This window comes from Ornithinibacillus scapharcae TW25 (assembly GCF_000190475.1).
GTDB lineage: Bacteria > Bacillota > Bacilli > Bacillales > Amphibacillaceae > Ornithinibacillus > Ornithinibacillus scapharcae.
The window spans coordinates 55,558-80,349 of record NZ_AEWH01000008.1 but is presented as its reverse complement, the minus strand read 5'-3'; the positions used below and the strand labels follow the sequence as shown (position 1 = coordinate 80,349).

General features: G+C 36.5%; 31 protein-coding genes. 23 read left to right on the top strand and 8 right to left on the bottom strand.

Features of this window, described 5'->3' with window-relative positions; all coding sequences use genetic code 11:
* Positions 1-57: 57 nt before the first annotated feature.
* Together G5W_RS0103070 and G5W_RS0103065 are read right to left on the bottom strand one after the other, a co-directional pair.
* Positions 58-357: a spore coat protein gene (locus G5W_RS0103070; protein WP_010094114.1), complete on the bottom strand. Its 300-nt coding sequence runs from the start codon at positions 355-357 to the stop codon at positions 58-60.
* Positions 354-560 (bottom strand): spore coat protein, encoded by a 207-nt coding sequence (locus G5W_RS0103065; RefSeq protein WP_010094113.1) that lies wholly within the window; start codon positions 558-560, stop codon positions 354-356. Before G5W_RS0103065 ends, G5W_RS0103070 begins: the two co-directional genes overlap by 4 nt.
* A gap of 151 nt (positions 561-711) precedes the next feature.
* Here G5W_RS0103065 and G5W_RS0103060 point away from each other — a divergent pair, with 151 nt between their 5' ends.
* From G5W_RS0103060 to G5W_RS0103030, 7 genes are all read left to right on the top strand, one after another.
* Positions 712-918, top strand: coding sequence for a hypothetical protein (locus G5W_RS0103060; protein WP_010094111.1), 207 nt, complete (start codon positions 712-714; stop codon positions 916-918).
* A 13-nt stretch (positions 919-931) separates the two neighbouring features.
* Positions 932-1,291, top strand: coding sequence for a spore coat protein (locus G5W_RS0103055; protein WP_010094110.1), 360 nt, complete (start codon positions 932-934; stop codon positions 1,289-1,291).
* Positions 1,292-1,314: 23 nt separating this feature from the next.
* Positions 1,315-2,451: a zinc-dependent alcohol dehydrogenase gene (locus tag G5W_RS0103050; protein WP_010094109.1), complete on the top strand. Its 1,137-nt coding sequence runs from the start codon at positions 1,315-1,317 to the stop codon at positions 2,449-2,451.
* 133 nt (positions 2,452-2,584) lie between these two features.
* Entirely contained in the window at positions 2,585-3,073 is a 489-nt protein-coding gene (locus G5W_RS0103045; RefSeq protein ID WP_010094108.1) for a PH domain-containing protein, read from the top strand.
* The gene (locus G5W_RS0103040) at positions 3,073-4,587 is read left to right on the top strand and encodes a PH domain-containing protein (RefSeq protein WP_010094107.1); all 1,515 of its coding nucleotides are present in this window, start codon (positions 3,073-3,075) and stop codon (positions 4,585-4,587) included. Before G5W_RS0103045 ends, G5W_RS0103040 begins: the two co-directional genes overlap by 1 nt.
* 39 nt (positions 4,588-4,626) lie before the next feature.
* On the top strand, positions 4,627-5,220 hold the full coding sequence (locus G5W_RS0103035; RefSeq protein WP_010094105.1) for a hypothetical protein: 594 nt from the start codon (positions 4,627-4,629) through the stop codon (positions 5,218-5,220).
* Between the two features lie 193 nt (positions 5,221-5,413).
* The gene (locus G5W_RS0103030) at positions 5,414-6,577 is read left to right on the top strand and encodes an MFS transporter (protein ID WP_010094104.1); all 1,164 of its coding nucleotides are present in this window, start codon (positions 5,414-5,416) and stop codon (positions 6,575-6,577) included.
* On the opposite strand, the gene G5W_RS0103025 is transcribed toward G5W_RS0103030, so the two are convergent.
* Complete coding sequence (locus G5W_RS0103025) at positions 6,574-6,846, bottom strand: hypothetical protein (protein ID WP_010094103.1); 273 nt, start codon at positions 6,844-6,846, stop codon at positions 6,574-6,576. The two genes, G5W_RS0103030 and G5W_RS0103025, sit on opposite strands and share 4 nt — an antisense overlap.
* Positions 6,847-7,056: 210 nt before the next feature.
* On the opposite strand from G5W_RS0103025, the gene G5W_RS0103020 reads away from it, so the two are divergent.
* Entirely contained in the window at positions 7,057-8,001 is a 945-nt protein-coding gene (locus G5W_RS0103020) for a Gfo/Idh/MocA family protein (protein ID WP_010094102.1), read from the top strand.
* Positions 8,002-8,070: 69 nt separating this feature from the next.
* A complete protein-coding gene (locus G5W_RS0103015) occupies positions 8,071-8,328 on the top strand; it encodes a GlsB/YeaQ/YmgE family stress response membrane protein (protein ID WP_010094101.1) in 258 nt (85 codons plus the stop codon).
* 47 nt (positions 8,329-8,375) lie between these two features.
* Here G5W_RS0103015 and G5W_RS24150 read toward each other — a convergent pair whose 3' ends face one another.
* Positions 8,376-9,476, bottom strand: a complete 1,101-nt coding sequence (locus G5W_RS24150) for a hypothetical protein (RefSeq protein ID WP_237706191.1) — start codon at positions 9,474-9,476, stop codon at positions 8,376-8,378.
* Positions 9,477-9,556: 80 nt separating this feature from the next.
* Positions 9,557-10,135 carry a dihydroorotate dehydrogenase gene (locus tag G5W_RS24145; protein WP_237706190.1) on the bottom strand — a complete coding sequence of 193 codons (579 nt, stop codon included), beginning with the start codon at positions 10,133-10,135 and terminating at the stop codon, positions 9,557-9,559.
* A 253-nt stretch (positions 10,136-10,388) separates the two neighbouring features.
* Between G5W_RS24145 and G5W_RS0103005 the strand changes: the two genes are divergently transcribed.
* The 3 genes from G5W_RS0103005 to G5W_RS23690 all read left to right on the top strand — a co-directional run bounded on the left by G5W_RS0103005 (position 10,389) and on the right by G5W_RS23690 (position 11,895).
* Complete coding sequence (locus tag G5W_RS0103005) at positions 10,389-10,763, top strand: YbaN family protein (protein ID WP_010094099.1); 375 nt, start codon at positions 10,389-10,391, stop codon at positions 10,761-10,763.
* 278 nt (positions 10,764-11,041) lie between these two features.
* The gene (locus G5W_RS0103000; RefSeq protein ID WP_237706192.1) at positions 11,042-11,500 is read left to right on the top strand and encodes a hypothetical protein; all 459 of its coding nucleotides are present in this window, start codon (positions 11,042-11,044) and stop codon (positions 11,498-11,500) included.
* Between the two features lie 233 nt (positions 11,501-11,733).
* On the top strand, positions 11,734-11,895 hold the full coding sequence (locus G5W_RS23690) for a hypothetical protein (RefSeq protein WP_010094096.1): 162 nt from the start codon (positions 11,734-11,736) through the stop codon (positions 11,893-11,895).
* A gap of 254 nt (positions 11,896-12,149) precedes the next feature.
* Here G5W_RS23690 and G5W_RS0102990 read toward each other — a convergent pair whose 3' ends face one another.
* A complete protein-coding gene (locus G5W_RS0102990; protein ID WP_010094095.1) occupies positions 12,150-12,998 on the bottom strand; it encodes an MBL fold metallo-hydrolase in 849 nt (282 codons plus the stop codon).
* 292 nt (positions 12,999-13,290) lie between these two features.
* On the opposite strand from G5W_RS0102990, the gene G5W_RS23930 reads away from it, so the two are divergent.
* The 8 genes from G5W_RS23930 to G5W_RS24620 all read left to right on the top strand — a co-directional run bounded on the left by G5W_RS23930 (position 13,291) and on the right by G5W_RS24620 (position 19,252).
* A complete protein-coding gene (locus tag G5W_RS23930; protein WP_010094094.1) occupies positions 13,291-13,464 on the top strand; it encodes a hypothetical protein in 174 nt (57 codons plus the stop codon).
* 213 nt (positions 13,465-13,677) lie between these two features.
* Entirely contained in the window at positions 13,678-13,881 is a 204-nt protein-coding gene (locus G5W_RS0102980) for a hypothetical protein (RefSeq protein WP_010094093.1), read from the top strand.
* Positions 13,882-13,929: 48 nt separating this feature from the next.
* Positions 13,930-14,430, top strand: a complete 501-nt coding sequence (locus G5W_RS0102975; protein ID WP_010094092.1) for a hypothetical protein — start codon at positions 13,930-13,932, stop codon at positions 14,428-14,430.
* 216 nt (positions 14,431-14,646) lie between these two features.
* Positions 14,647-15,303 (top strand): hypothetical protein, encoded by a 657-nt coding sequence (locus G5W_RS0102970; protein WP_010094089.1) that lies wholly within the window; start codon positions 14,647-14,649, stop codon positions 15,301-15,303.
* Positions 15,300-16,013: an ABC transporter ATP-binding protein gene (locus G5W_RS0102965; RefSeq protein WP_010094088.1), complete on the top strand. Its 714-nt coding sequence runs from the start codon at positions 15,300-15,302 to the stop codon at positions 16,011-16,013. The genes G5W_RS0102970 and G5W_RS0102965 overlap by 4 nt, the downstream gene beginning before the upstream one ends.
* Positions 15,982-18,450, top strand: coding sequence for an FtsX-like permease family protein (locus tag G5W_RS0102960; RefSeq protein ID WP_010094087.1), 2,469 nt, complete (start codon positions 15,982-15,984; stop codon positions 18,448-18,450). Before G5W_RS0102965 ends, G5W_RS0102960 begins: the two co-directional genes overlap by 32 nt.
* Before the next feature lie 12 nt (positions 18,451-18,462).
* Entirely contained in the window at positions 18,463-18,960 is a 498-nt protein-coding gene (locus G5W_RS0102955) for a PadR family transcriptional regulator (protein WP_010094086.1), read from the top strand.
* 85 nt (positions 18,961-19,045) lie between these two features.
* A complete protein-coding gene (locus tag G5W_RS24620) occupies positions 19,046-19,252 on the top strand; it encodes a hypothetical protein (protein WP_337445647.1) in 207 nt (68 codons plus the stop codon).
* Between the two features lie 349 nt (positions 19,253-19,601).
* Here G5W_RS24620 and G5W_RS0102945 read toward each other — a convergent pair whose 3' ends face one another.
* On the bottom strand, positions 19,602-20,765 hold the full coding sequence (locus G5W_RS0102945; protein WP_010094084.1) for an MFS transporter: 1,164 nt from the start codon (positions 20,763-20,765) through the stop codon (positions 19,602-19,604).
* A 237-nt stretch (positions 20,766-21,002) separates the two neighbouring features.
* Here G5W_RS0102945 and G5W_RS0102940 point away from each other — a divergent pair, with 237 nt between their 5' ends.
* A complete protein-coding gene (locus G5W_RS0102940; RefSeq protein ID WP_010094083.1) occupies positions 21,003-21,494 on the top strand; it encodes a DinB family protein in 492 nt (163 codons plus the stop codon).
* 41 nt (positions 21,495-21,535) lie between these two features.
* Here the strand turns inward: G5W_RS0102940 and G5W_RS0102935 are convergent, their stop codons facing one another.
* Complete coding sequence (locus G5W_RS0102935; protein ID WP_010094081.1) at positions 21,536-22,690, bottom strand: PrsW family glutamic-type intramembrane protease; 1,155 nt, start codon at positions 22,688-22,690, stop codon at positions 21,536-21,538.
* A gap of 477 nt (positions 22,691-23,167) precedes the next feature.
* Here G5W_RS0102935 and G5W_RS0102925 point away from each other — a divergent pair, with 477 nt between their 5' ends.
* Together G5W_RS0102925 and G5W_RS0102920 are read left to right on the top strand one after the other, a co-directional pair.
* Positions 23,168-23,818, top strand: coding sequence for an SDR family oxidoreductase (locus tag G5W_RS0102925; RefSeq protein WP_010094079.1), 651 nt, complete (start codon positions 23,168-23,170; stop codon positions 23,816-23,818).
* Positions 23,819-23,930: 112 nt separating this feature from the next.
* Positions 23,931-24,773: a metallophosphoesterase gene (locus G5W_RS0102920; RefSeq protein ID WP_010094078.1), complete on the top strand. Its 843-nt coding sequence runs from the start codon at positions 23,931-23,933 to the stop codon at positions 24,771-24,773.
* Positions 24,774-24,792 lie beyond the last annotated feature (19 nt).

The window sequence follows — 24,792 nt, the reverse complement described above, 5'->3', positions numbered from 1 at the left end:
TAAAAAGTAGTGGCATGATAGAAGAATTGACTATCATGCCTTTTAGATAGTTTAATGCTACTTACCTGCTAATTTGAGTGCTGCTTTAGATGCTTGTAAATCAACTTCTAACTGCTTATCGAAATCACTAGGATTATAATAACCCTTTTCCATCATATATTGGCTAATCTTCTCATGGGTTTCAATTGCAACAGCCAATTGTCTACGTAGTACATCCCTAACATCAGGTGTGACTGATTCTGTTAAAGCAAAAGTGTAATTTCTAACTGCCGATTTTGCCGAAATTAAAAAATCAGTCGCGATAACCTGGTCTGTCATCCCACCCATACCTGCGATTTTTTGAAGCATGTTCGTCACATTACCACTTCCTTACTCGTTAGTAATTTTTTAAGCTGTTCAACGTGTGCTTTTCCTTCTGTTTCGTCGGCCTCTAGTATTGCTTTCAGTTCCTCGCAGCCTACTAACCCTTTCATCATCGCAGATTTTGTTAGACATAAATTCTTAAATGTTAGTATCTCTTGTAATTCAAGACGTTCGTGAAGTGCTAAACGGTCTGTCATATAGGTCACTCCTAATACAATAAATTTTTATTAGGTTACGCATTGCCTAAAAAAATATCCAACATAACAGAGTTTGTACATTTGTGTATAGCTTAGCCTATTAAAGAGAAAATATGGATAGTTTTCAGTTAGTAAGGAGGTTTTTAGGAAAGTGGGAAAAGATGAGCTAGCCTATCACGAGACAATGGATATGCATGAAATATTAAATGTAAAGACATTAGCCTTATTAAAATCAAAACTGATGCAGGGGATTGTGTTTGATCAAGATTTACGAGCCCTAATGCAAAAAAGTGTCGAGATGTCTATTGTGGATATCAAACAGTTACAACGTCTATATTCTTATTCCAAAACAGAGTAAGTGAGGTGGAAACATGAATGACTACTTAGATCCTATTAATTCGGTTGGAATGCCTGAGCAGATAGATTCATCGTTAGCACTGGATTTTTTAATTACAGTCAAGGAAGGAATCAGAAATTATTCGATTGCGATAACAGAGGCAGCAAGTCCGGAAGTTAGGACAACTCTTCGCAATCAGATGGAAGCTGCTATTGATCTCCAAACCGAGATTTTAGAATTAATGCTTCAGAAAAAATGGGTTCATCCATATGACGTGAGCGAACAGCAAATTCTTGATTTAAATGCTGCGCAAACGGCAATAGAAATCGCTAATTTAAAGCTTTTTCCGGAAAATAACAATCGTAAGGGTTTATTTCCAACACCACCGCAATAAGAGAAAACGGAAGGAGGATGATGATGAAGGCTGTAACCTTTCAAGGTGTAAAAGAAGTTGTTGTAAAAGAAGTAGAAGCACCAAAAATACAAAAGTCTGATGATATTATTATTAAGTTAACGAACACAGCAATATGTGGATCAGATTTACATTTAATACACGGCATGATACCAAATATTCAGCAAGATTATATTATCGGTCACGAACCAATGGGTATTGTAGAAGAAGTTGGTCCCGATGTTACAAAGGTTCAGAAAGGGGATCGTGTAGTTATCCCCTTTAATGTTAGCTGTGGAGAGTGTTGGTTTTGTAAGCATGAACTAGAAAGTCAATGTGATAACTCCAATGATAATGGAGAAATGGGAGCTTATTTTGGATATTCTGGAACGACTGGGGGGTATCCAGGAGGACAAGCAGAATATATGCGTGTACCGTATGGAAATTTTACCCCATTTAAAATTCCGGAGAATAGTGAAGTGGATGATGATAATTTAGTTTTAATTGCGGATGCTGGTACAACCGCATATTGGAGCGTAGATAATTCCGGAATGAAAGAAGGAGATACTGTTATTATTCTGGGCTGTGGACCTATTGGTTTACTAGCTCAAAAGTTTGCATGGTTAAAAGGTGCCAAACGAGTAATTGCTGTAGATTATGTTGGCTATCGACTAGAACATGCGAAACGAACAAACAATGTGGAAATCGTAAACTTTGAGGACTATGAGAATGCAGGAGAATACCTGCGTGAGATGACTAAAGGCGGAGCAGATATTGTCATTGATTGTGTTGGTATGGACGGCAAGATGACAGATCTGGAGTTTTTAGCAGCAGGAGCAAAGCTTCATGGTGGTGCGATGGGCGCCTTGGTAATGGCTAGCCAAGCAGTTAGAAAAGGTGGAAATATTCAAGTTACGGGCGTGTATGGTGCCAGATATAATGGATTTCCTTTTGGAGACATTTTTATGCGCAATGTTAATATTCGCACTGGACAGGCACCAGTTATTCATTACATGCCAACTCTACATGACCTTATTGCAGCCGGGAAGATTGACTTAAGTGATATTATTACACATAAAATACCACTTGAAGATGCCAAACATGGATACGAAATTTTCGACACGAAAATGGATAACTGTATTAAGGTTGTTCTGCAACCATAGCTATAATGTTTGAGTGATAATCGAGCTGATTCAACTATAAACGGAATCAGTTCGATTTTTCGATTCTTTTCGGGAACTTTTTATATATTCCATCCGTATTAGTATAGTCAACCACTGTAAGGAGGAAGTTCAAATGGAATATAAAAAACTAGAACATACACTATCCCCATCTTTCCCAAAAATAAAGCTGATTTCGGATACGATAATAAATCTAGTAGGGTTATTAGTAGTAGTTGGTTTATTTTGGCTATACGATTATTTCTCTTGGCCAACATGGGCATTCTGGATCTTAATGTTTTTAATCGTATTTTCGATATTAGGATGCATCTGGTCCTTTATTGAACCGACTTTATTGTATCGTAGTTGGAGCTACCAATACGATCATAACTATTTACAAATAAGCTTTGGTATTATGAAAAAGCAGTGGATAACTATTCCGATGACTAAGATACAAGCTGTATCCACTATACAAGGACCAATTATGCAGCGTTTTAATACACGATCAATCAAGATAGAAACGATGGGATCAGCTCATACGATTCCCGCATTAGAGGAATCAATTGCTCTTCAGCTAAGAGAAGATTTGGCAGAATATGCTAAGCTAAAGGAAGTGGATGAATAATGCGTTATCATCCAATGTCTATTGCATTTCGAATCTATCAATTTATTAAAAACAGTATTTTTATTATTCTTCTGTTATTTTTACTCCGAAGAGAATCTGAGTTTTGGCTATTTGAATATGGAAGATATGCATTTATTGGTATTTTTATTTTACGCGTTATCTATCTAATAGTCGCTTGGTTTATAGAAAAATATGAGTGGAAAGATCGAGCATTTCATATACAAAAAGGTGTCTTTGTAAAGCATGCGAGTACGGTACCATTCTCTCGTATTCAAAATGTGACAAGGAAAACGACAGCCTTTCATAAATTGTTAGGATTAACATCGCTAACGTTCGAAACAGCAAGGGATGGGCAAGATGATGCCATTCATTTTGAAGTATTAACAAAAAAGGATGCTGATTTTCTAATTGATTTAGTTCAACCTGGAAAGCAGGAGGAACAGTCATTTGTTGCTCTTGAATCAGATTCAATTGATACAGAAATGAAAGTGGACAAGGAACCAAATAATGAAACAGAACGACTTGAACGCACAGTTGTTTTTAACCCAGAACGAAAAGATCTATGGAAGGCAAGCTTTACATCGTTAAGCTTTCTGGCCATTATTCCGATTGTTTTCGGAGCTATAGAATACGTACAACCTTTTTTACCAGAAGCGGATGAAGTAGAGGGGCTACTACAGTTAGTTCTGCATTCTAAATGGCTAATTGCAGTGATCATTATGTTGGCCGTCCTTATTGCGGTAGGATTTGGAGTAGGTAGGACGTTTATACGATATGGAAAGTATGAAATTTCTGCTAGCAAAACGCATATTTATATTGACCGAGGGGTCTTAAATGAAAGCTTTTTTGCGATAGAAAAGCGGCGAATTCAAGGATTAGAAATGGAGCAAACCTTTTTAAAACGAATTTTTGGATTAGCTGAAGTGAAGCTAATTAGCTCGGCAAATCCTAATCAGCCTGAAGGTGGGGTCAACGTGAACTCCTTATATCCGTTTCTACCGATTAATCAGGCATACAAATTGATTGAAACGGTTCTACCAGAATATAACTTGAACATCGAATTGAAACGGTTACCAAGAAAATCACTTTTGGTGAAACTATTACGGCCAAGTTGGTTGTGGATCATTGCTACCGTATTGTTGGTTTATTTTAAACCAGATATTCTAAATTTAGAACAGGCATGGTGGATGGTGTCCTTGTTGTTATTACTTATTATAATTATACAGAGGGTATTAGATTACATTCATACTAGATATGCTATTTCTCTAGACCAAGTCCAATGGTGGCAAGGTGGCTTAACAAGCAGAATGTTTGTAACGAAGCGAAAGAATATTATAGAAATGAAATATTCCCAAACTCGACTACAAAAGTATTTTGAAGTTTCGTCAATCACGACCATGAATCGTTCTAACCCACCGCATGTCGAATCCATAACAGATATCCCAACACCGTTCGCATTGGAAATGAAGGATTGGTATTTTAAACGAACAGAGGACGTTGAATTAAATTCCTAAGTAATCGTGCGTATTCCTTTTTACGAAGCAGGTGGTACCATGAAAAAGAAAACAAAGAAGAAAAATGAAAAGCAGATAAAAAGAATTATGAGGATTTCATATGTTTTTCTTATATTGGCAGGCATCGCTCTGATTCTTGCTGCTGGTTATATGGGATATTATGAATTCTTTGTACACAACCTTTATCGCTCATTTAAATTTAATTTTATTAGTGGAATATTTGGTTATTCGGGTATGTTATTATTACTGCTATATTTCTTATATTTGCTAACGGTAATCACGTTTATCAACCCTCAAATATTGAAATGGAAAAAGCGGGTACCGTTTACGGTAGCAGGTGCTGTTGTCCTCTGTCTAACCATATGGTTCTTAAAATTTAGTGTGACGGAAATCAATTTGGAAGCGAAAGATATGAAGTCATATGCGAATGGGGAGTGGAATGTTAAAGAATTAGAGGTAAAACATGTGGATAGAACGCCTGGATTTTCTATGGCGACTATTGATACCTCAGAAGGTGAATTTTTGTTATATAGAAGGATTTACGCTACTAAACCTGGGGAGATATATCGAATTACATACTTAGAGGAAACAAAAACAGTAATTGATATAGACCTGATTTCGGATGGTGAGTAGAGAATTCCGTTTAGAAGATGTTTCAGATCAGTGGAAAATACAGGTATGAGTTTGGTACATAGCCTTGCCTCGTACCTGTTTTATTTTAATGAATAATAGATTGTGACAGTTTTGATGCCCTTCATGAATATAGAAAGAATTAGAACTGATACTAGTTCAGTGAGGGTATTTCATTACAAGGGTGGAATTTACAGTGAAGTTATCAAAAGCATTACCAGTTCTATTTCTTATCATGTTTCTTGTAATGGTCGGATTTGGAATTATTATACCAGTCCTACCTTTTTATGCTGAGGAATTAGGAGCCTCACCTACGGAATTGGGATTATTAATGGCAGTATATTCATTGATGCAGCTTATTTTTGCACCGATATGGGGCAGGGTTTCCGATCGGATAGGACGGAAGCCGGTATTGATGATTGGGATAGTAGGATTGGCGATTTCTTTTTTTATTTTGGCGATATCTTCTAAGCTATGGATGTTGTTTGTGGCCAGAATAATTGGGGGTATATTATCGGCAGCTAATATGCCTACTGTAACCGCCTATGTAGCGGATATTACCTCAGATGAAGAGCGTGGAAAGGGAATGGGGATAATTGGAGCTGCTACAGGACTTGGATTTATCTTTGGACCTGCAATTGGTGGCGTATTTTCAAAGATAGATATACATATGCCTTTTTATATTTCAGGTGGACTATCTGTTGTTACGTTATTACTTGTCCTGATAGTTTTGAAAGAATCGATTCACCTTTCATCTGATCGTGACGAATCGAAGGTGGGGGAGCGTATAAGGGTGGTACGTGGTCCCCTGTCAATGCTATTCTTTCTTCAGTTTTTCATTTCCGTATCTTTATCAGGTTTAGAAGCGACCTTTGCCTATTTTGCTGCTCAGAAGGCCGGGCTAGATGCCGTTACATTAGGGTATATTTTTATGATAATGGGACTAGCAAGTGCTTTGGTACAAGGAACCATGGGATTTTGGACGAAGCGTTTTGGTGAAGCGGCTATTATTCAGATTGGGATTATTATATCGGCGATTGGATTTGGATTAATCTTGTTTACGCAGACCTTTACTACGGCAGCTATCTTTTTAGCGGTATTTGGGGTAGGGAACGGGGTGATTCGCCCAAGTGTATCTTCTTTACTCACGAAAAGGATGAAAGGTAGACATGGTGTTGTTACAGGATATTTATCTTCTTATGATTCTTTAGGAAGAATTATTGGTCCCGTATTAGGTGGACTCTTATATTCCGTTGCAATTGGATTACCATATATTTCTGGAATCGTTTTATCGCTCGTTGCTTTTATTCTTTTTAGAATGTTCATTTCACAGGCCAGTATGAAGTTGGAAGGGCGTTAGGAGTTTGGAGAATTTAATTTCAGTTCGGTGAGTTCGTTTTTTAACTCATCGATTTGACTTTGAAGTTCTTCCAACTTCTTATCAAGTTCTTCTTGAGTTTTTTTATCTTCTTCAAGGGATTCATAAAATTCATCTATTGCTTCTAATGAAGCTATAATCGTAATAATATCACCAATGGTCGTAATTAAAGTTCCAAATAAAGCCAGTCTTAGACTGGATGCAAGTACCTGCTCATCATTTGTATTCGTTTTGTTGTTCGAATTAGACATCCTGAACCTCCATATGCATATTCCTTGAAAGTTTATGCACTACCACACAGAAACATGTTATTTGGTGGTACACGGGAATGGTATACGGGGACAGGTCCCTGAGTCTATCAGATGAAAAAATTCCCAGATTAGTATATGTTTATTATAGAAATTACGAAACAAATAGTGGGACAAGGAATCTGTCCCAATGTCCCAGGAGGAGAATAGAGTATGATTAAGGTAGGTATTATCGGTTTAGGTGCTATTGGGCAGCGTCTCATCAAACAGTTTTCATTACATAATGAGGTAGAGATTGTAGCAGTGTGTGATCAAGTGGAGTCTCTTGCCCAAGCAACTGCTAAGGAATTAGGTGATGTACAAGCTTATACAAGTCATCTTGATTTAATCGCGGATGACCATATTGACATGGTTTATGTAGCAGTACCTCCAAAATATCATCACCAAGTTGTCCTAGATGTTGTGGGAGCAAAAAAACACGTGCTATGTGAGAAACCTCTTGCTAATTCCCTAGTAGAAGCAGAGGAAATGTTACGAGCAGCACAAGATGCAAAAGTAGTACATGCAATGAACTTTCCATTAAATTATGATGCAGAAGCGAATGCATTTGCAGATTTAATTAGCAAGAATTATATCGGAAAACTACGTCGATTACAACTTACAATGCATTTTCCTCAATGGCCACGAGTCTGGCAAAAGAATGATTGGGTAGTTAGTCGTGAACAAGGGGGATTTGTTCTTGAAGTTGGGGTTCACTTTATCCAACAAACCCTTAAGATATTTGGGGACATAACCAATATTCAAACCCAATTAGAATTCCCAGAAGACCCGTCTAAAAGTGAAACTGGAATCATTGCTACTGCCGAACTTGCTGATGGTACACCAGTATTAATTGAAGGTTTAAGTCAGATTGCTGGAAAAGAGTACATCGGATTTACGGCTTATGGAACAGAAGGTATTCTTACTCTTGATAACTGGGGAGAATTAAAAGGTGCTAAAAATGGTGAAGAACTAGCCAACATTTCTATCGAAGATCAAACGATTACTAGTTTAATTCAAGAACTTGTTAAAGCTATTAAGGGCCAGAAAGCAGAAATCTATGACTTCCAAGTAGGGTACAAAGCTCAAGCAATACTTGAGAAATTGCGTAACAAATAATACTACCATGTTTAAACCACCCCTATATTGGATAGATATATAGTAAATCTATCTTGGGAGGAACAGAACATGAGTTTAATATGGAGTTTAATTGTCGGTGGTATTTTAGGATGGTTAGGTAGCTTAATCGTCGGAAAAGATATACCAGGTGGTGTAATAGGTAATATTATTGCTGGGATTGTGGGAGCATGGATTGGATCAGCTTTATTAGGAGACATTGGTCCTGAAGTGGGAGGCTATTCTATCATACCAGCACTAATAGGAGCGATTATTCTAGTCTTTGTGCTTAGTCTCATCATGAGAGCTATGCGAAAAGCGAACAAATAGATAAAAGAAACTGCACTTTCTAAATGCTAGAACGTGCAGTTTTTTAATTACCTCTTATGAAAATAAGGATAGGATAGAATCAAGCCAATAAGATAAAGAGCTAAAGCAACATAAGCAGGTAACAAATGAATAAACGTCGTATATTCAATCGCAAAATGAATATAAATTCCCGCCAAAAACGCAGGAAGTCCACCAACAAGGTAAGTCCACCAGACCCATCTGTTTCCTTGCTGAACACCCCATAATGATAAACATAAAACTAATAAGCCAACACTTAGTAATGCACTCCCAAATCCCGCACGATCATGCGCTAAAACAGGAAGCAGTTTTTCATTAAAGTCATTTAGCATCTCTGGTGTCATACAAATATACGACAAATCAGTCGATACAAATATGGATGTCACACCAATAATGGAGATAACAATTCCGCCAATAACAAAGGAAAAGCCTAATAGGACAAAGGCTAGTTGTCCATAAATGCCGCGTTTAAACGTGATGTCATTATTTCTGTTTGTTGAGGATGGTGTCCCCTTAATCCCTCTTGTTTTCCAAAATCCAGCTATATACACGGGAAGTAATACTAACCAGAAAATTAAATGTAACCAATCAAAATAACCATAACCAATAAAGCTAAATATCCCTAGGAATCCAATAATTGCAGCTATATCTATTGCTTGTTTTGCCCATTTCAGGCCTGTTTTTACACCATGTTTAGCTAGTTGCATATAGACGATTCCACCAGAAATCATCGTTCCAGCAAGTGTCATACGATCGTGCGCCATAAAAAACATAACCCGATCATTAAATGCCCATATTAATTGTCTCTTCATTTCTAGAAAGTTTTCATCATAGGGAAGAATTATAGTTGTAATACTGAAAAGAAATGCCAGAAAACCACCAATCAAAATAAACAGACCAAATAACCAATAAGCAAGCCAACCATCCTGTGCACCGGTAGGGAAATCAAGCCTATCAACTAAAGCTTCGTTTATACGCTTTGTAAGTCCGGGACCAGAAAACACATATCCATCTGTTAACATGATGAAGTCAGCACCAGCATCTAATAATTGTAGAGCATGTTCTGGTTCTTGGACACCACCAGAAGTAATGATGGTATCCTGATACCCGTTCTTTCGTAATGATTTCACTTTGTCTATGAATCTAGTATCACCAAGAGTGTAATCGAGTACGATTCCAGCAAATGGATTATTTAGCTCATCTTCATTCCCTATGACAGATAAAAAATAGGTCTATCTGTTAAAGGGATGAGTTCAGGGAATGCTTCTTCTATGATGTACCCATCTACGTATTTATCAAGAGCTTGTATCATAACCTCTAATTCGCCTTGAGTACCAACGAGTCGAATCAGGATGGGTTGTTTCTTTTTAAGCTTTGCTAATCTAGTGATTGTAGCCTCCAGCCCTAATGATTCAGGTCTAGATGGGAATATTATGTTTCGTTTATGCCAATCTACGATTGGACTTGTGAAACGTTCACTGTTATGCAGGGTTATTGGACCAATCTCGATTAATCCAAATCCTAGGTTACTAAATGCTTTGGTTCCGGTAAGTAACGGGTCAATCTTCCCAGAAAGCCCAACAGGATTTCGGAACTCTATACCATGTACTTTTTTCTGTAATAAGTGGGAACTCTCCTCTCGTCCAAGGAAATTAATTATATGAGATCCCATACCGAAAGGAAGAGAGGCTATTGTACTCATTCCACGATGAATGAACTCCCTAGCCACAGTTGACGGTAACTTGGATAATATAGGCTTGAAAATTCCATGATAAGACCAATCAGGCAAGTGAATCCCCTCACTTCACGACTTTTCTTCATTGTAGCATGCCTGGTTTGGAAACTAAATGGCTTAACATTGTTGATGAAACTTATTATGTAGATTGGAATCATGTGGAAGAGTGAAAGAATTGTTGTAACGAGATAATCAGTTTATAATTTAGGTATATGATTAATAGTAAGGGAACCGTACATTGCTGATGGTACAGGTTCTTCTTTTTCAGGATATACATTCATATATTTAAAAAGGAAGGGGGATCACCATGAAGAATGTACGTAGTGCTCTTTTTATGCTTATAGGTTTTCTATCGTTTGGGATTGGTGTGGCAGGCACGGTATTACCAGTCCTTCCTGGCGGTCCGTTTTTCCTTTTTTCTGCCTTTTGTTTCGGAAAAAGCTCGCAGCGGATAGAAAATTGGTTTAAAAGCACTGCTTTCTATGAAAAATATGTAGTGAGAATCAAGGAAAACAGAGGCATGACTAGGAAAGAAAAAATTCGCATTAATCTTATTGCAGACGCTTTTATTCTATTCTCTGTAATTTATGTAGATATCCTCTTAGTTAAAATAATACTAGTTATACTTGCCTTATATAAACACTACTATTTCATTAAAAAGATTAAAACACTGCCAGCTTAAGTGGGAGATAAAATCTAAATCGAATCATAATGCTATCTTAAATAACGTGATTTTTGTAGTGTTTTTTAGGGGAAATCATTAGCATATAAAGGGTTTCGTCATTGTGTTTGACGAAACCCTTTAATTATAGTTACTTAAATTATCCTAAAAATGTAAAGTATTGTGTTAATATAGGATATGAGTATTGTTGGATATCTATATAGCTGTTATTCATAAAATGGAGCTATATAATGGAAGAATTCTAACTAAGATTAATCAAGGAGGATCATAATTTGCTCGTGTTCTTGTTTTTTATTTTGGTTGTGCCAGTCTTTGTCTTATTGCATGAAATAGGTCATGGAATTGGTGCCCTACTTACGTCGAAAGCTGATATACATATTTATTTAGGACAGTTTAGTGAAGATAACATAGAAAACTTTAAACTTGGTAGGTTTCATCTTCATATTCAATGGTCAAACGTAGGCTATGCCTATTGGGGAGAAAGCTTAGAGAAACACCAAAAAATAATTGCACTTGCTAGTGGACCATTAATGTCATTATTTCTAGCACTTCTATTTGGACAATTAACATCGTTAGATTTACAGAATGAACTACGTCAGTTTTTTAGTTTGTCGGCTATTTATAATTTCTTTCAGTTTATAATTACAATCATTCCAATAACATATCCACGTTGGATGGCAGCAGATGAAAAGCTATCCTCAGATGGATTGCAAATAATACATCTATTGAGAAAGTAGGTACAAGGGGATAGGTACAAGGGGACAGGTTCCTTGTCCCAAAACATGCTATTTTATATATTAATTCGCTAGAATTTATTAGTTAGTTAGTTAGTTAGTGAATTTAACGAATGTGCTATATGGAAAATAAAATTTATGAATATATAAACCTTTGGGACTTGTAGTAGTGAGGAGTAGAGCCGTAATAATTCCTCTCAACTATAAGAAAAAAGAATCATTCTAGGAGGAGTTCGATGGAAAAGATTATCCAACAGAATAACGATGACATTACATTTAAATATTTTATCGCAACACTTTTCTCCTTATTAACTTTTAAAAGGTTAAAAAGAGTGGAGAAACTAAGGAAAGAATTAAAGGAAAAGCAAGATCAAGAGAATGATATTTATAAAATCTAAGGAATCTATTTGATTATATGAGGTGATATGCATTGCATTTTCATATCAGAGTACGAGCAGGTGCCATAATCATTGAAAATAATAACATATTACTAACAGTTTATAATGACCCGAATAGAGCCATTCTATACATATAGATAGACCAGATATTAATTCAATCCATTTCTGACATAGTGAATTAGTTAAAGTGTATTTAAACTAATTAAAAGCCACCTCATATTAATTTTAACGAGATGGCTCTGTGTATAATAGTATTATTTTGAGTTAATTATATGGTCATTAACAAATGCTTTTATAAAAAATAATTCATTTTCGTTAGGGACCCTTTTATTTTCTTCCTTAAAGGACTCAATTGCATTTTCTAGTGAGGATGACTTAACAATGTGACTTGCTGTTGTTAACTCTTTCCAATAGAGATTCATTTCATCTAAATCGCATAGAGATTCATGACCAAGTAGGAACATTTCAGCATCATATTTTTGAATGTCCCTAATCATAGGCAACAACTGCGATTGTTTGTAATGAAATAATGAATTTGTAGTGGTACCATATGCACAATCACCTAAGAAAAGTACTTTCTCTTCAGGAATATAAATAATCGTAGCATCATCGGTATGAGTACTGTTGATACTTTCGAGAATGCAAACTTTATTCCCTAAATCAATCGTTAATGAATTCTTAAAAATTACATCTGGAGATCTCAACTTGAAAATGTCCCTGTTTGGCATTTCAGTTTGTATAATTTCCACACACATCAAACTCATCTGATTAGCAGTCACATACTTTTGTAGTGAGCTATCTCCAAAGGACATACCTTGCCATTCTTCTATCCTATCGTTAGTTTGACTATTTACTATGACAGTTGCATCAAACTCATTCATTCCAAGGAAATGATCCCAATGTGCATGGGTGATCACAACATATTTAACGGGAGGAACTTGTAAGTTCTTAATTTCTAATAAAAAGTCCTTAGCATGCTGAGGAGAGTTACCAGAATCTATAATAAGACTAAATCGCTCACCACAGACCAGTCCCAATGTTGGTCGTTCTCTATTATCTTCATTAGATACGTAATAAACCGTATCACTTAATTTATTTAACATGTTATTTTTCCTCTTTTCTATAATGGTCTATGAAAGAGAAAATCTACATGTTTATTCTAAAATTATTAAAATAATAGAAGATTTTCTCTTAGATTGTATTTACCATTGGACAAGTACCTCCCTAATTTAGTTAGGAAAAGTATACCATATTTAAAATTAATTAATGTGAATTTTTAAAAAAATGTTTATGTAAGTGAGCTATAATTCAAATCAAACTAGGAACAAATAAAGATAGCTATACGTAACGATTATTATTATAATAAGAGTATATAAAAGAAGAGGGGCCAAAACTATGTCTGAGAAAAAGAAGCTTAGTACTAGAGAAATTGTGCAACAGCAGTTGGAACGGAAAAAACAAGCGCAAGCAAACAATAAGAACACTATGCATGGCAATGGAGCAGCAAAGAATATGCAAAGCCAGCTTGCTAAGAAACCAAGTATGACCCGTCGTAAAATGGGAAGTTAATTTGTGATTTAAAGGCATTTCTTATATTGTCGAGAGCGATTGTCAGGAGAGAACATTAACATCAGAGACGAATAGAGGCATCCATTCACAAACTGAATGGATGCCTCCATTTTTTCTTGTTGTTTCAATGTTAAAATTACTTGATGTACTGATAAACAAAAATAAGTTGGATAAAAACAGTACATTATTGCTTTGTTGTAAGGAGGTTTTTATTTGAGCAAGGACAATTTATTATTTTGGATATTTTTTGCATTATACCTATTTATTAGTTATCATATTTACCTTTACTTTATTAGCCCTTTGTTAGTTAAATTATTTGCAACGGATGTAATGGATATAGTAGCTTTTCCTATTATTTTTATTCCGATACCTCTTGTTTTGGCAAGAAAGTCAAAGAATTATTTCCTCGCAAATTAACCTTAATTAACTAGCATGAAAGTAACCTATTAATAAGGGGGAACTTATTTGAAAAAGTATTATATTATTTCCGGACTATTTATGTTAATCTTCGTTTTAGCATGGGTAGGTTTTGAGAATGCTTTCTTTAATGAGAAGAAGGCAGAGCGATTAATTCATAGTTACTATAAGGCAATTATTGAAGAAGATTATGATAAAGCATATAAGAAATTATACATATATGATAGAGAGCATATTGACAAAAATAATAATATTAAAGCTGGAACTTCATTAACGGATGATGAAGCAAAAGCATACTTTGAAGAAAAGATAGCGTACTTAAAGAAGCAGAACTACCGTTTATTAGATTATCAGATTACAGGTGTAGAATATGAGGATGGTCATTCTTTTTGGCACCATGTAAAACTAAACGTAGAAATAGATGGTGAAAGACAGACCTATGAAGAAACTGCAGATGTGGTGAATGGGAAATTAATGATTGGTGAACGTGATGATCGTTTTGCGAAGTATCGCGATGGGAAAATGAAAATAAATATTGGAGTCGAATAGTATTAAGGTTAAATAGAAATGGCAGCTGTGACGAATATCACAGCTGCTTTTTTATGCTCTTTAAAGGAATAAAAACTTTATGATCTATAGTTGTACGTTAGTTTGATAGGTATCTTCAACAATTATCAAAAAATATTAAAAATAATATTGACATATATACTCAGTAAATATATACTCGGTATATATTTACTGAGTATATAAAAAGGGTGATGAAAATTGACTGGTCTACTAATGGAATACCAGTGGGAAATTTTTATTTTAGCCGAAGTTTTATCAATTGTATGCATCTTGTTATTTAGTGTAGTGCGTTATTTATTAGGTAAACGGAGCTTAAGTGTCATTTTCTTAGTATTATTTGTGGTGCTACTCTTCGCAGAAGCTGCCCTGGCACTCTTCATTTATAGAGAGACAGGGGAAATTTCGACATTCCAAATTGTCATTACCGTTTTCGTCATCTATGCCTGCACATTTGGAATTAGTGATTTTAAAAAGCTTGATCGCTGGATGAGACTAAAAATCGGCAATTGGCGGGGGACAGAGTTGTTAACAGAAGCAGACAAAACCCTGATGAGAAAGCAAAAGGATCCGAAATATATTGCTAAAAAATATCGGGATAGTTCCCTTATTCATATGTTCGTCTTCCTTGTTGTACAAGTGATATTCTGGTCAATAGGAGTAAGTAGTACAGAGGAAGTATGGGCATATGTAACGGATTTATCTTGGATTGGGACAGAGAGTGTCAATGAGACGCCATATCCGAATGAATCATTATATCGAATCTCAATGGTATGGGGACTAATCTTTATTGTTGATTTTATCTATTCATGGTCTTATACAATTTTTCCATCAAATCAAAGAGGTGAATTAGGATGATAAACGTAACAGAAGTAAAAAAGGAGTACAAAACTGGCAAAGAAATTTTACCTATTATTAAGGGAGTGGATTTCAAAGCTGAGAAAGGAGAATTTGTTTGTATTATTGGTCCGAGTGGTTCAGGTAAAACGACGTTACTTCATTTACTTGGTGGGCTGGACACGCCTACATCTGGTGTAATTCAACTAGATGGAACAGAAATTACCTCTAAATCGGAAAAAGAACGGACGATTCTCCGTCGTAAGAAAATTGGTTTCGTATTTCAAAATTATCAATTACTACCAACTCTAACGGTGTATGAAAATGTTGTTTTTCCATTGCATGCGGATGGGAAAAAGGTTTCGACTGCTAAAGTATTGGAACTATTAGCTGCTGTAGGGTTAGAAGGTTATGATAAGAGATTCCCTTATGAGCTAAGTGGTGGTCAGCAGCAACGTGTTGCTATTGCTCGATCGTTAATTCATGAGCCGGCCATTTTACTGGCAGATGAGCCGACTGGAAATTTAGATAGACAACGTTCAAGTGATATTCTCGATTTATTAGCGAAGTTTCACCAGGATAGAAAACAAACGATTGTGATGGTTACACATGACATGTTTGCGGCGGGATATGCAGATCGCATTGTTTTATTTAAAGATGGTGTGATCGAAGCGGAAGTGCGTAGAGAGGATGAGGATTATGCTAAGTTCCTTTCGCGTTTCATGGCGTAATGTAACAAGACATAAGAAGCGTTTCTTCTTTACGTTAATTGCAATTGTGTTAGGTGTCACGGTGATGACTAGTATGTTCATTGCAAAGAGCACTTTTTCTAGCTTGATGGATGAGCAAGAACGTTTAACTGCAGGTAATGCTGATTTTTGGATTCAAGGAACAGAACGATTCTTTTCGATGGATGAGCTCGATGCTTTTGCGGAACGTATGGAGATTGAGGAAGGTTTGGCTTCCTTAACCAAGCATGGTTTTGTAGAGATGGAGACTGATTTCCCGGAACAGGCTTCAGTGAGATTGACAGGAATATCACATTTCGATAATGGAATACATGAGCTGCCTGTTATGAAGGGGGATATCAAAAAAGAAGGTCTGGTTATTACAGAGAATACGGCTAAGCTTTGGAATAAAGATATAGGAGATTCGGTTTCCTTTCAGGACATGGGAAGCATAGAGATTACAGCGATAGTAGCGGAAGGTGCTATGTTAAATAGTCCAAAAGACATGGAAACAGCCATGCTCCGGGATTTCCGAGTAATGGTACCACTGAAAACACTTCAAGAATGGACTGGAATGGAAAATCAAATCTCTGAATATCGCTTTAAGGTCGATTCGGATTTCAATTCTCCAGAACTGCTTGATGCCTATCAATCAGAACTGGATGAAACGAACCTTTTTGTTCAACCAATTGTTGTCGATATGCAGCAATATAATGATGTTGATGGGATGTATTATGTCTTTGACCTTATTGCCATCTTGGCCATTTTTATTAGTGGCTTTATCGCGTTCAATATGATAAATACTAGTATTGTAGAACGTAAAAATGAGATTGCTATTATGAAAAGTCTCGGCTATACAAAGGCAAATGTAATGAGTTTAGTAGCAAAGGAAACCGCGATTCTCTCGGTAATTGGAACCATCCTAGGATTAGCTGTTGGAATATGCTTAGGTTTTGTTGTCCAAGATATTCTCATTAGTGCTATCATAACCCAAGACATTAATTATGAGGTAGAACTTGTTACACCAATTATCACATCCACTATTATTGGATTCGTCTTTCCATTTGCAGCGGCGGCATTACCATTATATAAGGCTGGAAATACACCAATATTAGATGCCATGTTTGGAAGAAATAATACAGCTAAGAGAACGACTAGACTGATGTTAGTAAGATATGCACTTGGTGTTATTAGCACAGCCATTGGTTTAGTTGATAATATATGGGCCTTCCTATTCTTATTTGTTGGGCTCGTTCTGTTATTCCCATTATGGGTAAAGCTTCTTCAGTTCTTCATAAGTCCGATTTTAATCTTGATATTTAGATTTTCGGGTAAACAAGCGATACGTTCCATGAATCAATTTAAAGGAAGAAATGCTAATACCGCAGCAATGCTTGCAATCGGAGTTAGTTTAGCATTATTTATGAGTGCAGCATTGGAATCGATGCCTAAAGGAATGGAAGAGGACATAAGAGCAACCTTTGGTGGAGATATCATTGTCCAAAAGGAAACAGCTTGGACAGAGAATGAAATAGCAGAAGTTAATGCAATAGAAGGGGTAGAGAAAGTAAAAGCGTATGCGGAAGTACCAAATATAACCTGGAATACTCCATCCGATGAGTTAAGAGAATTTTCGGTAATATCCTATTCCGATATACATCATGCTGAAATGTTTGACGTGCTGGAAGATAGTGATAAGGAGAGTGAACTGCCTGCTATTTATGTAGGAGAACGTGCCCTTATAGAGATGGGGGCAGAAGTGGGAAAACCATTTACGTTTAATACTCCCGCAGGAGAAAAAGATTTCTTTATTAAAGGGTCTGTTCAAACATCGCATTATTCAGGCTATGTCGGCTTCGCTGAAGAACATGTCATAAGAGATTTCTATAACTGGCACACAGATAACCAGTTAATAATCAATGTTGTGGAAGAAGAGATGGCGCCAGTTGTGTTGTCTTCTATTTGGGCTGCATCTGGAGGAACTATTTCAAATGTAGAAAGTATGCCAGTTTCAATTGAACAAGCGAAAAGTGGCATCACAGGAATGAGTGATTTAATGAATGGCTTACTTATACTCGTTATAGCCATTTCCGCAATTGGTATTAGTAATACGCTATTCATGAACACACTTGAACGGATAAAAGAGCTTGGGACAATGAGAGCACTTGGTTTTACAAAGTCACAGGTGAGACTTATGATTATAGCAGAAGGATTGCTTATTGGTATTACCGGTGTAATTGTTGGTACGTTGTATGGTATCTTAGTGATTTACTTAAATTCAGTTTCGAACGATGCGCCAGCGTTCCTAGATTTTTCTGTTCCATGGTTTAGTTTACTATTAGCTATAATAGGTGGCATAATATTTACACTGCTGGCCTCATGGTTACCTAGCAATTCTGCATCTCGAATACCAATTAAAGAAGCGATCAATTATGAATAGGTGGGAATCATCATGTCAGTAAAACATTCATTACTCGCCCTATTATACGAAAAACCAAGACACGGTTATGAGTTGAAAACTGGATTCGAGGAAATGGTACAAGGAATGTGGCCACTAAATGCAGGCCAAGTATATACAACATTAGATCGACTGGAACGAGATGAGCTCGTTGAGACACCAGGTCATGACAAGAAAGATCGCAAGCTTTATACGATTACGAATGCAGGGAAAGAAGAATTATGGAGTTGGTTAGAAGAACCGGTTGGGAGGTCCTTATTTAAGGATGAGTTTTACTTTAAGTTTCTTTGTGCGAATCAAGTTTCCTATGAAAATAGACAAAGCATGATTAAAAATCAGAAAGAAACGATGATTAGAGATATCCTTCATTTAACACACTTAAAAAAGCAATTATCCGGCAAAGAAAATGAGACCATGAAAATGTTAATAGAAGGTGCCCTTCTTCATCTGGATGCAGATATCAAATGGTTGGACATGATTGCGGAGGTTTAACTGGAAAAACCCTAATTAGATTTAGGGTTTTTTTATTGGTTTTGGGGACTATAAGAAAGAGTTTATGGAAGGTAAGGTGAACAAATTGGCGCTTTCAAAGCTTCAAAGACATATGATTTTCAATATCATTATTATTGTTATACCATGGCTAACTTTAATGCTATTAGGAAAGAAAAATATAAAACGTTACTCAGTTGCTGGAATATTTATCGTAGTATTTGAGATTATTAATCATATGTATGGAAAAAAGAAAAATGGTGGGCATTTTACTCCAAGCCGCGCAATTTCCTAAAGGATGAATTACCTTTCTCAATAGGTCCATACGCACCTTTATCGATGTGGCTTCTCAAATTTTCATTTGGTAATTTTAAATTGTTTGTATTACTAAATGTCATCTTTGATGCCTTATTTACATGGCCGATTATGAGTATCTTAAAAAAGATAAAGATTATTCGCTTAAAAAATCTTAACAAACCTCAATTTTTCCTATACATACACTACAAGGCATATTTACTTTATGGGCTACAGTATTTGGTGGAAAAGTTTAGAAGTGGTAAATGGGATAGCGCTAAGTCTTAACTTAGAAAAACCGAACTATTCTAGAAGGTAGTTCGGTTTTTCTAATGGGTTTCAATGGGGAATCAATACCGTTCTACAAGTTTTGATGGCGAAGCTTTTACATCTAATTGTAACTTTGTATAACCCATATAGGTTAGTACAATCATTCCAACCAAGAATGCTACAAAGTAAGGAGATACGATGTCACGAATTACCCCTGTGAGGAATGAGCTTGTAATAATCCCTACTGAATTTGCCGCAGACAAAAGACCAAAGGCACGTCCATGCCCGTCTGAGGAAACAGCATCTGTTACAGCTGTTGCCATGGCAGGCATCATAATACCGAAAAAGAAACCTAATAATAGCATAGAAGCAGTTAAGGCTAGAAGGGTACTAAAGATTAGAAACATACTAATCGCCATACCAAACAGGCCAAACATCATTCGCTTAACAGGACTAAAACGGTTGATGAAAAATAGGGAAGACGATAACAATGTACCTATCCCCATAAAGCTGAAGAGAATACCAGTCGTTGCTGTAGAAAGCCCTTGTTCAACCGTTAAATATGGTACCTCATAAATAACTACACCGTGGATATACATAACCGCAAAGGCGGAAAGAAAAACAATCTTTAAGTTTGGTAAAGTTATTGCCTTTCGAATATTTATTTGGTTCTGCTTTTGCTTAGAAACTACGATAATCCCTTGTCTTTCTTTTAAGAAGTAACTTGCATAGATTGCAATGAGAAATAGTAAGGATCCAATGACAAAATAGGTGTTGGCATAGCCGATTGTCGCACCTAACTGCCCCCCGACAATAGGAGCGATGATGGCAGCGGTTGTAGCTAATATGGCATTAATAGCCATGTTCTTTCCTTGTTGACGACTGTTATTAGCGTACCCAGACAGTAATGCTAATGCGGAAGGGAGTAAAAATGCTAACGATAGCCCATTAATCGTTCTTAACACTAATAAGTTCATAGCGCTAGATGCGAGACCATGCAGTATAAACAGTGATCCGGATAAGAAAAACGATACAATAATAAACCCCTTTTTCCCAAAACGATCAGATAAAGGACCGGCAATTAGGTTTCCAGTTAGATTGGCAAATGACGCAATACTCAACATTATCCCAATAAATACACTAGTTGCACCTAGCGAGGATGCGTATGGTGCGAAGATTGGACCTTGGATACTCATGACAAGTCCCATGAAAAACATGATTATGAAGATGTGTAATTTATACATTTTGTTTTCACCTCAAAAACAATTTATGCATTTGATGGACAATTAAGACGAGCTTTTTCATGTTGGTCACTTAAAATTGGATATAAATGGTATAATGTCTGTGGGAGATGATTTATGCTGGTGGAAAGTTAGACAAGATTCTAGTGCCAAATATTTTTTATCAAGGAAAGTGAGAGCGAGTTTTTCCAAAAGACATCCTTGCATATACATATTGTATAAATAAAGGGGGATTGTTTAATGAGTAGTATCATAACCAGCTCGATGGTAGAAACACGTAATAGACTATTGGAACTAATTGAACCATTAAGCTTCGAGGTGTTTCATAAGAAGCCTGCAAGTGATAGGTGGAGCATTGCACAAATTTGTCATCATCTGGTACTTGTAGAGCTAGCAACCGTAAAGGCAGTTAAATGGGGTTTAAAAGAAGATGAGGAAATGAGTACAGAACGAAAGAACATTATACATATACTCGATCGTTCAAAAAAGTTCTCAGCACCAAAGGTTGTAATCCCATCAGATGAAGCCTTTGAAGTAAAGGAAATCATTTCGATGCTTTATAAATCTAGAAAGGAACTACTAGAACTTATTGACTCTATTGAATCTCCAGCAATGTTAAAAGAGAGGGCCGTTATTCATCCAGCGTTCGGACAATTACCATTGGATCAATGGATTGAAGCTGCACCTTTACATGAACAACGTCATATAGAACAAATTAGAGAAATGCTATAGAAAGAAATGGGATTGCATTCGTTTAGCAATCCCATTTTTCTTTACGAAACGCTAGTCATTTCTTCTCTAACCTGCGTATTCAAACGCGCAATTTGTTTAAGACCTGCATTCATCATGGTAAATATAAATATCCAGGCAATAACAATTAGTAAGATATATAGGAAGTTGAACTTTTGTAAAAAGTATAATGGCATATCCCATATAGAATGTAGAATCACCGGGACAGCAAATAGCTTAAGAAACTTCATGTCTCTTAGATGATCTGCCTTTAATGGGTTGCTTTCCTTCACATAAACTAATGCAGCACCCGAAATGGCAGCCCAGACAACATGTGTACCAATCCCAGTCCATGCGCGCTGGAAAATAACTTGCAACATGGTCCCGTCCCCAAACATCATTCCAAAGCGAAGCGCATACCCGGCAGATTCAAAAGCAGCAAATCCAGCCCCGATAGCAGCTCCGATTAGAAGTCCATTTAAAATAAACTTTGGATTTAATTGTTTAATAAAGTAAACAATGATAATTAATTTTCCAACCTCTTCGACAACACCGACAATAATGGCCCCCATATAATCTAATTCTCCGACAGGCAGGAATGAAAAGAGAAGAAGCGTGACTACTAAAGACGCAGCCCCACCAACAAATAACATCTTAGCAATCTCATAGAAACTGATATTTCTAGGGGCATTAGATTCCCAGAAGAAGATTAATAGAGAAAAAGGCACTGCAAAGGCCCCGATAATAATCAGTCCAGGTAATGCGTTACTATTTTGAAAAGAAAAAGTCGAGATATATAAAAGTATATAGGTTATTGCAAGCAGTAAAAATACACGGGAGAATAACCAGGGCTTCGGCCAAGAGGTCGAAATATCTTTCTCCTCTGGTGTAGTCGTTTTGGTACCTGAAATAAAAATAGCTTCACCTTCATCTTTCGAATGCTTTCTAAATACAGTAGAAAACAAATCTCGTAAATTTAAATCAATATTCCCTTGTTCCCCAAGCATCGCATTAACTTTCCCAGTGGCGTTTAGGAAGGTATCTTTTACAGAATCTTGAATGCTCTTCGGTGATTGTTTTCTTTCACTTACTGGTTCTTGTTGATTGGATTCTTCAGCTTGTATACGTACCTTTGCACCACAAGAAGAACAGAAGTTACTTCCATGGACAAGCTGTGTACCACATTCCGAACAAAACATGATGTCCCCTCCAAGTAAAGTAGGATATTATACCTATAATCATACACTATGATGAGCAGGGGGAGAAGGTAATTTTATGGTAGAAGTGTTTGATTGGTTGGAAGTCATTTGCCATGGAGTCGGGTCGCGCGTTGGGAAGCAATAGTAACGCGAGAGATCAGGAAGATGAGCGAGAGTTAATGAAAGCCGCGTCTGATTTAGAATAGTCACGCAGGTTATCATGATCTCGCGCGAAAGTTATATTCTGGCGTAGGAATACCAGGATGCCGCGCAAGATTTTAGTAAACTGTCGCGAGAAAGCTTAAGAGCCGCGTGAGAATTACACCGTGCACACCGTATCCAGCAAGCGACGTTAATCCGCCTCACAGGAACGATCTTATCTATGATCAACCACCTATATCTGTACATAAACAACTTCTTTGATAAATATATAAGTATTTGAAACAATATAATTAGGAATTAGAAAGGAGTATGGATATGAAAGTATTCTTAATTGGTGGGAATGGTCAAGTTGGGAAGCATATGGTCAACCTCTTGCAGGAAAGTGAAAAACATGAGCTAACAGCGATGGTCCGTAGTGTGGAGCAGGCGGCACAATTGAAGGAATCAGGGGTTAAGGCAGTGGTTGCAGACCTTGAAGCTAATGTGGATGAGCTTGCAGAGGTGATGAAGGGTTCTGATGCTGTTATATTCACAGCGGGTTCTGGTGGGAAAACTGGTCCAGATAAAACATTATTAGTTGATTTAGATGGTGCAGTAAAATCGATGGAAGCAGCTGAGAAGGTTGGTGCTAATCGTTATCTCATGGTAAGTGCTTTCAAAGCCGAAGATCGAGAATCTTGGAAGGATAGCCCGATTAAGCCATATATGGTTGCCAAGCATTATGCGGATCGTATGCTAAGGGAGAGCAGTTTAAACTATACTATTTTCGGACCAGGTCTTTTGCTTAATGAACCAGGTACAGGAAAAATTGATGTGAATAATAATATCAAGAAAACCTCGATTTCTAGAGAGGATGTTGCAAGAACAGTTGTAGCGGCTTTGGATAAAGAGAACACATACAGAAAGACGATTCACTTAATGTCAGGTGAATGCACAATTGAAAAAGCGCTAAATCAAATTTCATAGCTTTTATTTTGTATAGCTTAAGAGTCCAATCTTGAGCTATATTTTTTCCCACTATTTACTCCTAATCTGTTATAATGATAAAAATTTCAAATGATTAGGAAGAGTGAGACCCTTGTCCAATAAAAATAGAACGGCAAATTATAAAAAGTGGATGCTTCTTCTTGGATTTCTTTCCGTATTAGGCGTGTCAGTGAAAGCTTTTTATGATACCAATGTTTTTAAGGTGAATCATGTAAATTTCCAAACTAGTAAGATACCGAAAGACACGGAAATTACTATTCTACAAATTAGTGATGTTCATAATAAAGTTTTTGGTGAAGGTAATGATAGAATACTAGAGAAGGTAAAGGAGATAGATGCTAATATTATTGTGTTGACAGGTGATTTAGTGGATAGAAGCACTGAGGATCTAACGAGCATTTTTTCATTTGTTGAAGGATTAACAGCCATCAACGAAAGTGTGTATTTTGTTAGTGGTAATCACGAGTGGGATAATAAGTATAAACAAGAGTTATTGGCTGGATTGGAACAGCGGAAAATAACTATCTTGAATAATAAAAATAAAACATTATCTATCGATGGAACAGAATTAAATCTTGTTGGACTGGACGATGAATCGACTAACCATGAAAATCTTGATCTGGCATTTGAGGAGGTCGATGAGGATATATATACTGTGTTGCTGTCTCATTCACCAGGGGTTGTTGAAAGCTATGATAGGATTCCAGCTGATTTAATACTTAGCGGGCACACACATGGCGGTCAAATCAGACTTCCTATCATCGGAGCTCTTGTTGCTCCAAATCAGGGATATTTTCCAGAATACGATAAAGGGGTATTTGAACTAAATGCCAATCAATATTTATATATTGATAGTGGACTAGGAACCAGTGTGGCGCCAGTGCGGTTTTGGAATCAGAGTCAAATAAGTTTGATTAAGGTCTCGGGAGAGTAAAAATTGGAGAAGGGAGGAT